This is a genomic window from Vibrio sp. M260121, from assembly GCF_036533715.1.
GTDB lineage: Bacteria > Pseudomonadota > Gammaproteobacteria > Enterobacterales > Vibrionaceae > Vibrio.
In genome coordinates this window covers 72,505-85,298 of record NZ_JATABF010000025.1, presented here as the reverse complement: position 1 = coordinate 85,298, position 12,794 = coordinate 72,505, and the positions used below count along the sequence as shown (strand labels likewise).

The window sequence follows — 12,794 nt, the reverse complement described above, 5'->3', positions numbered from 1 at the left end:
TGCTTTGGGGCTTTTAAGGATAATCTGGCGCGGATATCATCGTGGAGCGGGGAAGTTAATGTTCCCAACGAGGACTCCGAATACATTAGCGCAAACCAACTCCGTTATTACTAAATTGTAGTTGCAATAACGGGGCGGACCATACATTTATTATCCGTTACTCAGAAAGAGTGAAGAAGAATAATTGGCTAAAATTTAATCATTAAGATTTTAATGCCTTAGCGAAGTCAGGGTCTTACAGCCCTTGTTGTAGCTGCATAAAGGCTGTACAATTCGCGCCCTTATTCTTGTTTCAGTCATTGAGAGGCAACATGACCACTGAAAAAATCAATCTACTCGACTTTGATCGCAAGGGCATGCGTCAATTTTTCGCGGATGAGCTAGGCGAAAAAGCGTTCCGTGCTGATCAGGTTATGAAGTGGATCTACCATTTCGGTGTTGATGACTTCGACAACATGACGAACATCAACAAGAAGCTACGTGAAAAACTGCAGCACAAGTGTGAAATCAAAGCACCTACCGTGGCAGAAGCTCAGCACTCTTCAGACGGCACAATTAAGTGGGCGATGAAGGTGGGTGACCAAGACGTAGAAACGGTTTACATCCCAGAAGATGACCGAGCAACCTTATGTGTGTCTTCTCAGGTAGGTTGCGCGTTGGAATGTAAGTTCTGTTCAACAGCACAACAGGGCTTCAACCGTAACCTAAAAGTATCTGAAATCATTGGTCAGGTATGGCGTGCAGCACGTGAAATTGGTTTGCAGAAAGAAACAGGCCGTCGTCCAATCACTAACGTAGTGATGATGGGCATGGGTGAGCCACTTCTTAACATGAAGAACCTAATCCCAGCACTAGAAATCATGCTTGATGATCTGGGTTTCGGTCTTTCTAAACGTCGTGTAACCGTATCAACTTCAGGTGTGGTTTCTGGTCTTGATCAGATGACGGGCAAAATCGACGTCGCATTGGCGATTTCTCTACACGCGCCAAACGACGAACTACGTAGCCAAATCATGCCAATCAACGACCGTTGGGATATCCAAGACTTCCTAGCGTCTGTTCGTCGTTACATTGCGTCTTCAAATGCGAACCGCGGTAAAGTAACCGTTGAGTACGTACTGCTTGATCATGTGAACGATGACATGGACCACGCACGTGAATTGGCTGAATTGATGAAAGATACCCCATGTAAGATCAACCTGATTCCGTTTAACCCGTACCCAGGTTCTCCTTATAAGAAACCAAGTAACTCGCGCATTGACCGTTTCCAGAAAACGCTAATGCAATACGAGCACACAGTAACGGTTCGTAAAACGCGCGGTGATGATATCGATGCAGCATGTGGTCAGTTGGTTGGTGATGTTATTGACCGCACAAAACGTACCGCAGCTTTAAAAGCAGCACGTGGTGCAGAAACCATCGACGTAAAAGCGGTGTAATTCGCAAAGAATAGAAAAATAGCCAGAGCCTTTTGCTCTGGCTATTTTGTTTCTCGAAGGTGGAATGTAATCTGACACTGACAATCGTATCGGCGATTATTTCGCGTTACTGTGTCAATTTTTGGACAAAAGCTTGAGCTATCTGTTAATTTGAGTGCAAAGAGTTTTTGTCTTCGTTAAACATTCGCTTATCATGGTAAGTGAAATATAACTACGACACTGACAATTCTCAGTATTTTTTCCAATACGCTTTGCTGAATCATTGCAAAACGAGCATTCTTACTTTGTACACTGAGAATTTCTAAAAGATTATTTTGGTTAACACGTTTAGGCTAGCTATCTTTAAGTTAGGCTTGATTAGAACAAAAACGAAAATAAATAACCGTGTTAGCCACCAAACAGATTAAATACCGCCATTATGACAGAACACGAAAATACGAATGAAGTGCCACTTTCGATGGAAGCGGGCACGTTACTTAAAAACAAACGCGAATCTCTAGGCATGACTCAGAAGCACGTTGCTGATCGCCTTAGACTTCGCGTTTCTGTTATTGAAGATATTGAAAACAATCGATTTGAAGAGCAACAGGTAACAACGTTTACACGTGGTTACTTGCGTTCGTATGCCAAGCTTGTTGGCCTTGATGAAAAGATTGTTTTGGCAGCTTTAGAGCAGACATCTGAAGTGCATGTTAAGCCACAAGAGACAGAGATGCAGAGTTTCTCTCGTAAAACCAAACACGAGAAACACAACAGCCGCATCATGTTACTCACTTGGGCGATTGCTATCGTGATCACCGGTATTTCGGGGGCATGGTGGTGGCAGAACCAACAAGAAAACAGCCTTGCGCAGTTAAGTGCAGAAACTGCGGAAACAGAGCAAGTTGCTGATGATGCAGACATCGACCAAATGAGTGCCGATGAGCTTATTGCCAGCACTCCTGCTGAGATTGCGCCAGTATCGGCTGCGCTAACCGTGGTTTCTGAAGCTGATACGGCGATGAGTGCGGCGGGTGATGTGACTGAGCCAGTCGTTGCTGCAGTAGCGGCAGAAGTGACAGAAGAAGCCGCTCAAGAACCTGTCGCGGTGATTGAAGATGCGCAAGAGGCAGAAGAACCAGCAGCCCCAGTTGTGCCAGAAGGCATGACACTGCTAACTATGAAATTCAAAGCGGATTGCTGGATTCAAGTCAAAGACGCGAATGGCAAAACGTTAGTAAGCGGTACTCGTAAGCCGGGCCAAGACGTAGAACTTGCCGGAAAAGCACCGTTTAAAGTGATATTAGGCGCACCTGAAGGCGTCACAATGACATTTGCAAGTGAACCTGTCGACCTTTCTGGGTATACTTCAGGCAAAGTAGCTAGATTCACTTTACCGTTATAAATATTATGCAACACGAATCTCCAATTATTCGTCGTAAATCGACGCGTATTTATGTGGGTGATGTGCCAATTGGTGATGGTGCACCAATTGCAGTACAGTCAATGACAAACACTCGCACGACTGATGTGGAAGCCACAGTCGCACAAATCCGAGCATTAGAAAAAGTGGGTGCAGACATTGTACGTGTTTCTGTTCCTACTATGGATGCTGCGGAAGCCTTTAAGCTCATCAAACAGCAAGTGTCTGTGCCGTTAGTTGCGGACATTCACTTTGACTACCGTATTGCCCTGAAAGTGGCCGAGTACGGTGTTGATTGTTTGCGTATCAACCCAGGCAACATCGGTAACGAAGAGCGTATTCGCTCTGTTGTTGATTGTGCCCGTGACAAAAACATCCCTATCCGTATCGGTGTAAACGGCGGTTCTTTGGAAAAAGATCTGCAGATGAAATACGGTGAGCCAACGCCAGAGGCATTGGTAGAGTCGGCGATGCGTCACGTGGATCATCTAGACCGTCTTAACTTTGACCAGTTCAAAGTCAGTGTGAAAGCGTCAGATGTGTTCCTAGCGGTGGATTCATACCGTCTATTGGCCAAACAGATTGACCAACCTTTGCACCTTGGTATCACCGAGGCGGGTGGTGCTCGCGCTGGTGCAGTGAAATCATCGGTTGGTCTTGGTATGCTTTTGGCTGAAGGCATCGGTGATACGCTGCGTATCTCGTTGGCGGCAGATCCGGTAGAAGAGATCAAAGTTGGCTTTGATATTCTTAAGTCTCTGCGTATTCGCTCACGAGGTATCAACTTTATTGCTTGTCCAAGCTGTTCACGTCAGGAATTCGACGTGATTAATACAGTGAACGCACTGGAAGAGCGCCTAGAAGACATCATCACACCTATGGATGTGTCTATCATCGGCTGTGTCGTAAACGGCCCTGGTGAAGCTGAGGTTTCACACTTAGGTCTAGCTGGCAGCAACAAGAAGAGCGCATTCTACGAAGACGGCAAACGTCAAAAAGAGCGTTTCGACAACGATGATCTAGTGAACCAACTAGAAGCGAAAATCCGTGCGAAAGCGTCTGTATTAGACCAAGCTAACCGCATCGATATCAAACAAGAAGATTAATCTCATAGCTTGAGCACGCTAAGTGTGCTCGGGTTACTAAGCGACGGTAATAATTGTGGCAAAGAAAATCCAAGCAATCCGAGGCATGAACGACTGCCTTCCAACTCAGTCTCCGCTGTGGCAGAAACTTGAAAACGCAGTAAAAAGTACTGTGAGCGCATACGGCTACAACGAAGTGCGCATGCCAATCGTTGAAGAAACAAACCTATTCAGCCGCGCGGTTGGTGAAGAGACAGATGTCGTTTCAAAAGAAATGTACACCTTTGATGATCGTAACGGAGACAGCCTAACACTTCGCCCTGAAGGTACGGCGGGTTGTGTACGTGCATGTATTCAAAACAGCCTGATTAACCGCGACGAACAACGTCTATGGTACATGGGCCCAATGTTCCGCCACGAGCGTCCGCAGAAAGGTCGTTACCGTCAATTCCACCAGTGTGGTGTTGAGGTGTTCGGTCTAAATGGTCCAGATGTTGATGCTGAGCTTATCATGATGACAGCACGTCTATGGCGTGAGTTGGGTATCAATGAGCATGTTCGTCTTGAGCTTAACTCTATCGGTTCTCAAGAAGACCGCGCAGACTACCGCACGGCACTGGTTGCATTCCTTGAGCAACATATCGATGTGCTAGACGAAGATTGTAAGCGTCGCATGCACACGAACCCACTGCGAGTTCTAGATACGAAGAACCCGGACGTTCAGGCTATTTTAGGTGATGCACCTCGTCTTTCTGAGTACTTAGGTGAAGAATCTAAAGCACACTTCGCAGGTCTATGTGAACTTTTAGACGCTGCAGGTATCGAATACACAGTTAACGAGCGTCTAGTTCGTGGTCTGGATTACTACAACCGCACGGTATTTGAGTGGATCACTGAGAGCCTAGGTGCTCAAGGCACAGTATGTGGCGGTGGTCGTTACGATGGTCTTGTAGAGCAATTAGGCGGCAGTGCAACACCAGCTGTTGGCTTTGCTATGGGTCTAGAGCGTCTTGTACTGATGCTAGAAACACTAGAGCTAACAGACGTTCGTCGCAGTGTCGATGTTTACGTTGTGACAGCAGGCGAAGGCACAATGATGGTGGGTATGAAGCTAGCAGAACAGCTTCGTGAAGCAATCCCAGGCGTTCGCGTGATGAGCCACTTCGGTGGTGGTAACTTCAAGAAACAGTTTAAGCGCGCAGATAAAGTGGGTGCTGTAGTAGCATTGGTTCTGGGCGAAAATGAAGTTGCAGAAAACACCGTAGTACTAAAAGACTTGGTGGGTGGTGAGCAAGAGACTTACAACCAAGCAGAAGTTGCTGAGAAGATCGCAGCACTGATTTAAGTCTTTTAATAAGCTAAAGATTAAATCCTAATTCGTAATAGTAAGGCTCCCAAGATAGGAGCCTTTCGACGAAATAGGAACAATGGCAGCCTCGCTGTCATTTACATGTTTTAAGAGGACAGGAAGTGGAACTTTACGATACTGAAGAACAACAAGTTGAAGCCATTAAAGACTGGTGGAAGGAAAACGGCAAAGCCGTCATCATCGGTGCGGTTGTTGGTTTAGGTGGTCTATTTGGCTGGCGTTACTACCAGGATTCTGTGATTCAGGCGAGTGAAGCAGCTTCTCAAAGCTACACAACAGTAATGAACGCTCTGCAAACCAAAGGTGCAGACGCACAAGCGGACATTCAAGCGTTCATCGACTCAAACGAAGTTAAAGAGTACTCAGTACTTGCAGCACTTCAACTAGCGAAAGTACAAGTGGATGCGAAAGATCTTTCTGCTGCACTTGAGCAACTGAAATGGGCTCAAAGCAACACCAAAGATGCCGCGCTATCTCCACTTATCAGCTACCGTATTGCGCGCATTGAAGCTGAAATGGGTAACTTTGACGCAGCAAATGCTGAGTTAGGCAAAGTGACTGATGCAGCATGGACTGGTCGTATTGCTGAGCTGCGTGGTGATATCGCTCTTCGTCAAGGTGACAAAGAAGCAGCATACGCAGCGTACACTGAAGCTCAACAAGCTGCAGACGCTAGCCCAACGCTACAAATGAAATTGGACGACTTGGCGAAATAAGGACCGCATTGGATGAAAAGAGTCTTTAAGAAAGCCTTGTTAGGGGCATTAACAGTGGGAATCCTAGCTGGTTGTGCTGGCGAGGAAGATACCATTGTCATGGCTCCACTACCTCAGGTAGACAGCGAGTTTACGCCAAGCGCGAAATGGTCGACGTCGATTGGTGATGGCGTAGGGCACTATTTCTCAAAACTGTCGCCTGTTGTGGCAAATGACACTTTGTTTGTTGCAAGCCGTGATGGTCTAGTTAAAGCGCTGGATCCAGAAAACGGTAAGCAAAAATGGCAAATTGACCTAGAAGAAGATGTGATTGCGCGTCTTTCTGGTGGCATCACTGCCGCTTACGGTAACCTGTACATCGGTTCTGAAAATGGTGAAGTCATTGCACTTAGCCAAGAAACTGGTGAAATCATTTGGCGTATCGAAGTTGGTGGTGAAGTTCTAGCACGACCGGTTGCGGATTCGGGCATGATCATCGTAAACACGAGCCGTGGCACGTTGATTGCGTTAGATGAAAGCACGGGTGAACAACGCTGGGCACTGAGTACCGAAGTACCAAACCTGACGCTGCGTGGTGATAGTACGCCAACGGCGATCGGTGGTGGTGTATTCTGGGGTACGGCAAACGGCCGACTGGCAGCAGCGATTGTTGAACGTGGTCAGCTTATTTGGCAACAACCAGTAGGTACACCAAAAGGTGCAACGGAAATCGATCGTCTGGTAGACGTAGATTCTTCACCGGTTGTTCTAGGTGGCACTCTTTTCACCATCGGTTATAACGGTCAGCTTATTGCTATCGACTTGCGCAGCGCAAACCCAATTTGGAAGCGCAACTACTCATCGGCGAACGATATCGCGACAGATGGTAGCCGTATTTTCGTGATCACTGAGAAAGATCATGTAGTGGCAGTCGATGCTCGCAGTGGTACTGAGCTTTGGGAAAACAGCAAGCTGGAATACCGTCAGCTTACTGCTCCAGTTATCGTTGATAATTACCTAGTGGTGGGTGATACATTGGGTTACCTACACTGGATCGATCGCTCTACAGGCGAATTCGTTGCACAACAATATGTCGATGACAGTGGTTTTGCTGTTGGTCCGACGTTATTGTCTGATGGTTACGTGATTACAACTCGCAATGGCGATGTAAAGAAACTAACCATTAACGAATAATATCGTGATATAATTCACATTCGGCTCCTGGCTGGTAACAGTTAGGAGCCGTTTTGTTGTTTGAAATTATTTATTAACCGTTATTCCTGACGTGGTTATAGGTAAAAAGCTGGTTTGATTTGGCATCGAGCAAGTCGTTACCTATAACTACAGAAGAAAGATTATTGTAGAGGTTGTTATGGTACCTGTTGTTGCTCTAGTAGGGCGTCCGAACGTAGGTAAATCTACACTATTTAACCGATTGACACGCACACGTGACGCGTTGGTTGCGGACTTCCCTGGCCTAACGCGAGACCGTAAATATGGCCAAGCTCGCCTTGGTGAAGAACACGAATTTATCGTTATCGATACCGGTGGTATTGATGGCACAGAAGAAGGCGTAGAAACGAAGATGGCAGAACAATCGCTCGCTGCGATTGATGAAGCTGACGTAGTACTATTCCTTGTTGATGGTCGCGCTGGCTTAACGCCATCGGATGAAGCGATTGCTGCGCACCTGCGCAAAATCGAAAAGCCAGCAATGCTGGTAGTAAACAAGATCGATGGTATTGATGCCGATGCAGCTTGTGCCGACTTCTGGCAACTTGGTGTTGACGATATGTACCAAATTGCTGCAGCACACGGTCGTGGTGTGACGGCATTGCTAGAACGCGCATTAGCGCCATTCTTTGATGATCTGCTGGCAAGTGAATCTGAAGAAGGTGAGATTGAAGATCTGACTGAGTTCGAAGATGAAGAGCTAGCGGTTGAAGATTACACCGAAGAAGACGCAGAAGCAGAGTTCAAACGTCTGCAAGACCAGCCAATCAAACTGGCGATCATTGGTCGTCCAAACGTTGGTAAATCGACACTGACAAACCGTATTCTTGGTGAAGAGCGTGTAGTGGTATACGACATGCCAGGCACTACGCGTGACTCAATCTACATTCCAATGGAACGTGATGGTCGTGAGTACGTATTGATCGATACTGCTGGTGTACGTCGCCGTGGTCGTATCAACGAAACAGTAGAGAAATTCTCTGTTGTTAAAACACTGAAAGCCGTAGAAGACGCAAACGTGGTTCTATTGGTTATCGACGCACGTGAAAACATTTCTGATCAAGACCTGAGTCTACTTGGCTTCGCATTGAATGCTGGTCGTTCAATCGTACTAGCAGTGAACAAGTGGGATGGTCTAGATAACGAAGTGAAAGAGAACGTGAAGAAAGAACTCGACCGTCGTTTAGGTTTCGTTGACTTCGCTCGCATTCACTTTATCTCTGCGCTTCACGGTACAGGTGTTGGTCACTTGTTCGAATCGATTCAAGAAGCGTACAAGTCGGCAACGACACGTGTTGGTACCTCTGTTCTGACTCGTATCATGAAGATGGCAACAGACGATCACCAACCACCAATGGTTCGTGGCCGCCGTATTAAGCTGAAGTATGCGCACGCGGGTGGTTACAACCCACCAATCGTGGTTGTTCACGGTAACATGGTTCGCGATCTACCAGATTCGTACAAGCGCTACTTGATGAACTACTTCCGTAAGTCTCTGGAAATCATGGGTACACCAATCCGTATTAACTTCCAGAACAGCGACAACCCGTACGAGAACCGTACAAACAAGCTAACGCTATCTCAAGAGCGTAAGCGCAAGCGTATGATGTCTGCAGTGAAGAACCGCAACAAGTAATCGCCTAAGATTTTATGAATACCCAAGTTTCGACTTGGGTATTTTTTTATCAGCAGAATTTTGTTCTAAGCAATGTATTAAAGTATGAAGACCATGACCATCACAGCTACCAAGACGCGCTTCTGTCATCAAACTTGGCGACTGGAAGCGCCAGTGCAACTTGTTCACTCTACAGAAGAAGTGACTTATGTACTTACAGCAATCACACCTTTCCATCCTGTCAGCCACATTTGGCCTGATCATCCAGCAGACAAAGGTACGCTCACTATCAAGGGCATAAGCTATGAAGTAGCGGATTGCCAAGTTGGAGCGGTAGAGCTTGCAAGTGGAGAATTGCATGTCGGTACAGCAATTCCTGTAAAACGCGATACGGAAGGATGGGCGTTTGTGGTGGTGCACGTATTGTCACGAACTGATGCTATTAAGGTTGGTGATACTGCATTATTGGAAGTCGACAAAGAGTACCAGTTGTCGTTAAGCCGTGGACATAGCGCAGGGCACATTGCATACCTTGCGCTCAATAAGGTGCTAGCGCAAAACTATTGGCGTAAAGACGCTGACCGCAAAGACCCACACGGTAATTACGATTTCAATAGCTACGCCCAAGAGGCCAGCTTTGTTACCCCGGATAAATGTCTGGATACCTATCGTTTAGGCAAAACTCTTCGTAAAAGAGGGCTAAACAGTGCAGATATGCTGTCTGACTTGAAAAGCATCGAACAACAGGTGAATGTTCTGTTGGAAGATTGGCTAAAAAGAGACGTTGCGATCACTGTCGATTGCCATGGGGAACACCTCACGGATTCACGTTATTGGCAATGTGATTTAGGTGAAGGTGAAATCGCTGTCATCCCTTGTGGGGGAACGCATGCGAGCCATTTGAGTGACTTCGGTTCTATCCATGTCACACTAGTGGAAATAGACTCACAAACTATCGAAATGCACACCGATGTAAGACGCTAAATTTGGATTCTGATCTTTTTATTAAATCCTGTTTGTGTGGTTTATTGTTCGAAATTGTAGTCTTTAGTTCTGATTAAAATTGAGAGACAGAATATGTAACTTATGCTTTCGGTATGTGGTTATATAAATATTCTTTTAAGGGGTGATCGCTGATCAAAAGGGAAATATCCGAAGATCAGCATTCGATCTTTTATAGTGTCGCGTGCGCATAATGTGAGTTAGTTACCTGTGTCATATTAATAGATTTATTATATTTCAGGCTAATTAACATAATAACGATATGAATACGCCACAATGGACAAAGATAGACTGCTAGATGCTCACCGAGCAGTCAATCGTCTTTTAGGTAAGCTTGCTCTGGGAATGGAACGCGATAGCCTCAACCATGAGGTTATCAAGTTAAGTGAACACCTATTTGGGAAGAGGCAAGCTTCCATTTTACGATTGCACCCCGATACCAACACACTGCATTTGGAGTTTGCCCCACACTTACCTGATTTCTACAATCAAGCGATTGAAGGCGTCCCTATTGGACCTGATATTGGCTCATGTGGCGCTGCTGCATTCTTAAAGCAAACCGTGGTCGTTAGTGATATTGATCATCACGCTAACTGGGCCGCTTTCCTTGAGCTGACTCAACAAGCTCAACTCCGTGCATGCTGGTCTGTGCCTATTATTGCTTCGGATGGCCATGTGCTTGGGACATTTGCCATTTACAGCAATACACCTTCTGAACCTCATCCTTATGAACTCGAAGTTCTCGAAATGCTAGCCGCTTTGTATGCGGTAGCCTTAGAGAAGTATCGCCTAGAAGAACAACTTCATTTTCACGCCAGTCGCGATCCACTGACGCACTGCTTCAACCGCCGTGCGCTTTTGACCGAAGTCGATCGCAAGATCAACCACAAATGTGCACGCAGCGCTGTGGTGGGATGCTTTTTCGTTGATATCGATGAGTTTAAGTACATCAACGATCGCTTTGGGCATGAGACCGGAGACCAAGTTTTGGTGCTGGTGGCTGAGCATTTAAAGCAAGCGTTCCGTTCATGTTCAGTGATAGGGCGTTATGGTGGCGATGAGTTTGTTGGTTTTTGCTGTTTCCCAAACCAGCATACTTATCAATCTTTTGTCGAGCGCTTAGAAGATGAGCTTAACCAAGTGTGTCAACTTGAAGAGTATAAAGTAAAAGCCAGTATTGGCGTTGCTTGCAGTACTGCCAGTGAGCGAGCAGTATTACAGCAGCTTATTCAACAAGCCGATGTTGCTATGTATCAAAACAAGCGTGCTAAACGCGCGTGATTAAGATCAAAGCATAAGATTGCCGTATGATTAGACTGTGAGTCAGTAAATAGAAGTTTTTAGGGGTAACCATGCAACCGAATATTTGCCCAACATGCGATATTGAGCTGGAGTGGACAGGTCAATACCACTGCAATCAATGTGAGTCGGATTATAAGAAAGTGGGATTTTGTCCAGATTGCGATGCTGAACTAGAAAAGCTACAAGCTTGTGGTGCGGCGAACTATTTCTGCAACAGTTGTAATGAACTCAAATCGAAATCACGTGTTCGATTTGAGTTTCAAAAAGTCAGTTAATTAACGGTTGAGCGAAGCTCACCATCAGATAAGCGGGTGACTAAAACGTCGCCCGTTTTTACATCTTTCGCCTGGGTGACAACCTGGCCTTGCTCAGTTTGAGTAATCGAGTAGCCACGTTTTAGCGTTGCCAGTGGGCTTACCGTATCTAGTTTCTCCGCCGCGATTGCCAGCTGATGGCGCATGGTCAGTAACTTACGGTCCATCGCATCCAGCAATTTTTGCTCGACTCGATCAAGTTTCGACTTCTGCTCAGCCAAGCGTTTTACTGGTGAGTTCAGTTGTAGGCGATGATGCTTACGCTCAACCGCTTGTTGGCGCGTTGTGATGAATCGTTGCATTGCGCGTTGTAGGCGCATGTCCAACTCATCAAGTTGTTGCGTCTGGCGCTGCAATTGATAGTTTGGGTGCTGGCGATCTAAACGGTGCATCAGTTGAGCCGATTGCTGTTTTTGTTGCGCTAGGTAGTAACGCATTGCACTGGCTAGCTTGTGTTGGCGAGTCACCAAAGCTTGATCTTTGTGGCTGTTATCACGGCTTACCAATTCAGCCGCCGCTGATGGAGTAGGCGCTCGCATGTCCGCAACAAAGTCAGCAATTGTCACGTCAACCTCATGACCAACTGCACTGATGATCGGAATTTGGCTTGCAGCAATAGTGCGAGCAAGGATTTCGTTGTTAAAGCACCAAAGGTCTTCTAACGAACCGCCACCACGACCAACAATCAATACATCACATTCGTCACGACTGTTTGCACGGCCGATTGCCTGCGCAATTTGAATCGCGGCTTCTTCACCTTGCACCATGGTTGGGTAAACCACCACGGGTAGGGAAGGATCACGACGTTTCAATACGTCTAAGATGTCGTACAGTGCTGCACCGGTTTTTGAGGTGATCACACCAACGCGTTTTGGGTGCTCAGGTAAAGGCTGCTTATTGGTTTGAGCAAACAAACCTTCTGCTGCCAATTTCATCTTAAGTGCTTCGAACTCTTGTTGCAGACGACCATCACCTTCAGGCTGCATGCTCTCAATGATCAATTGATAGTCACCACGAGGCTCGTACAGAGACAGACGTGCTTTAACTAATACTTGATTGCCGTTAGCAGGTTTGAAAGTGACGCGACGATTGTTACCACGGAACATGGCACATTTAACTTGAGCGCGAGAATCTTTAAGAGTGAGGTACCAGTGACCAGAGACGGGAGCTGAAAAGTTGGATATCTCTCCGACAAGCCAGACGATCCCCATTTCGTTTTCGAGCAGCAGACGCACTTCGGCATTGAGACGAGAAACAGTGAAGATGTTTTGATTGGTCTGGGAGAGCACAGCTAATTCCGTAGACGTGAGTATGGAAATTAGCGGCAATATAATACAT

General features: G+C 46.3%; 11 protein-coding genes. 10 read left to right on the top strand and 1 reads right to left on the bottom strand.

Going from position 1 to position 12,794, the window contains the following annotated elements:
• Window positions 1–311: 311 nt before the first annotated feature.
• The 10 genes from QTO06_RS14715 (at window position 312) to QTO06_RS14670 (ending at window position 11,417) form a co-directional block, all read left to right on the top strand.
• The gene (locus QTO06_RS14715) at window positions 312–1,439 is read left to right on the top strand and encodes a bifunctional tRNA (adenosine(37)-C2)-methyltransferase TrmG/ribosomal RNA large subunit methyltransferase RlmN (protein ID WP_005532587.1); all 1,128 of its coding nucleotides are present in this window, start codon (window positions 312–314) and stop codon (window positions 1,437–1,439) included.
• Between the two features lie 418 nt (window positions 1,440–1,857).
• Entirely contained in the window at window positions 1,858–2,823 is a 966-nt protein-coding gene (gene rodZ, locus QTO06_RS14710) for a cytoskeleton protein RodZ (protein WP_045418014.1), read from the top strand.
• A 5-nt stretch (window positions 2,824–2,828) separates the two neighbouring features.
• On the top strand, window positions 2,829–3,947 hold the full coding sequence (ispG, locus tag QTO06_RS14705; protein ID WP_005424674.1) for a flavodoxin-dependent (E)-4-hydroxy-3-methylbut-2-enyl-diphosphate synthase: 1,119 nt from the start codon (window positions 2,829–2,831) through the stop codon (window positions 3,945–3,947).
• Window positions 3,948–4,002: 55 nt separating this feature from the next.
• On the top strand, window positions 4,003–5,271 hold the full coding sequence (gene hisS / locus QTO06_RS14700; protein WP_005424690.1) for a histidine--tRNA ligase: 1,269 nt from the start codon (window positions 4,003–4,005) through the stop codon (window positions 5,269–5,271).
• A gap of 125 nt (window positions 5,272–5,396) precedes the next feature.
• Window positions 5,397–6,011, top strand: coding sequence for a YfgM family protein (locus tag QTO06_RS14695; RefSeq protein WP_005424701.1), 615 nt, complete (start codon window positions 5,397–5,399; stop codon window positions 6,009–6,011).
• A gap of 12 nt (window positions 6,012–6,023) precedes the next feature.
• On the top strand, window positions 6,024–7,184 hold the full coding sequence (gene bamB / locus QTO06_RS14690) for an outer membrane protein assembly factor BamB (RefSeq protein ID WP_005424650.1): 1,161 nt from the start codon (window positions 6,024–6,026) through the stop codon (window positions 7,182–7,184).
• Window positions 7,185–7,362: 178 nt separating this feature from the next.
• Window positions 7,363–8,859 (top strand): ribosome biogenesis GTPase Der, encoded by a 1,497-nt coding sequence (gene der / locus QTO06_RS14685; protein ID WP_038890727.1) that lies wholly within the window; start codon window positions 7,363–7,365, stop codon window positions 8,857–8,859.
• 93 nt (window positions 8,860–8,952) lie between these two features.
• Window positions 8,953–9,822 (top strand): alanyl-tRNA editing protein, encoded by an 870-nt coding sequence (locus tag QTO06_RS14680; protein ID WP_331408686.1) that lies wholly within the window; start codon window positions 8,953–8,955, stop codon window positions 9,820–9,822.
• 294 nt (window positions 9,823–10,116) lie between these two features.
• Window positions 10,117–11,121, top strand: coding sequence for a GGDEF domain-containing protein (locus tag QTO06_RS14675; RefSeq protein WP_331408685.1), 1,005 nt, complete (start codon window positions 10,117–10,119; stop codon window positions 11,119–11,121).
• 71 nt (window positions 11,122–11,192) lie between these two features.
• On the top strand, window positions 11,193–11,417 hold the full coding sequence (locus QTO06_RS14670) for a zinc ribbon domain-containing protein (protein WP_033006191.1): 225 nt from the start codon (window positions 11,193–11,195) through the stop codon (window positions 11,415–11,417).
• Here QTO06_RS14670 and xseA read toward each other — a convergent pair.
• A complete protein-coding gene (xseA, locus tag QTO06_RS14665; protein WP_061010837.1) occupies window positions 11,414–12,745 on the bottom strand; it encodes an exodeoxyribonuclease VII large subunit in 1,332 nt (443 codons plus the stop codon). The genes QTO06_RS14670 and xseA overlap by 4 nt on opposite strands.
• Between the last annotated feature and the right edge of the window lie 49 nt (window positions 12,746–12,794).

What these genes read in the sequence shown, in the direction of transcription:
- QTO06_RS14670 (WP_033006191.1), top strand. Translation starts at nt 11,193, where the DNA reads ATGCAACCGAATATTTGCCCAACATGCGATATTGAGCTGGAGTGGACA.
- ispG (WP_005424674.1), top strand. Translation starts at nt 2,829, where the DNA reads ATGCAACACGAATCTCCAATTATTCGTCGTAAATCGACGCGTATTTAT.
- QTO06_RS14675 (WP_331408685.1), top strand. Translation starts at nt 10,117, where the DNA reads ATGGACAAAGATAGACTGCTAGATGCTCACCGAGCAGTCAATCGTCTT.
- der (WP_038890727.1), top strand. Translation starts at nt 7,363, where the DNA reads ATGGTACCTGTTGTTGCTCTAGTAGGGCGTCCGAACGTAGGTAAATCT.
- QTO06_RS14715 (WP_005532587.1), top strand. Translation starts at nt 312, where the DNA reads ATGACCACTGAAAAAATCAATCTACTCGACTTTGATCGCAAGGGCATG.
- bamB (WP_005424650.1), top strand. Translation starts at nt 6,024, where the DNA reads ATGAAAAGAGTCTTTAAGAAAGCCTTGTTAGGGGCATTAACAGTGGGA.
- QTO06_RS14680 (WP_331408686.1), top strand. Translation starts at nt 8,953, where the DNA reads ATGACCATCACAGCTACCAAGACGCGCTTCTGTCATCAAACTTGGCGA.
- rodZ (WP_045418014.1), top strand. Translation starts at nt 1,858, where the DNA reads ATGACAGAACACGAAAATACGAATGAAGTGCCACTTTCGATGGAAGCG.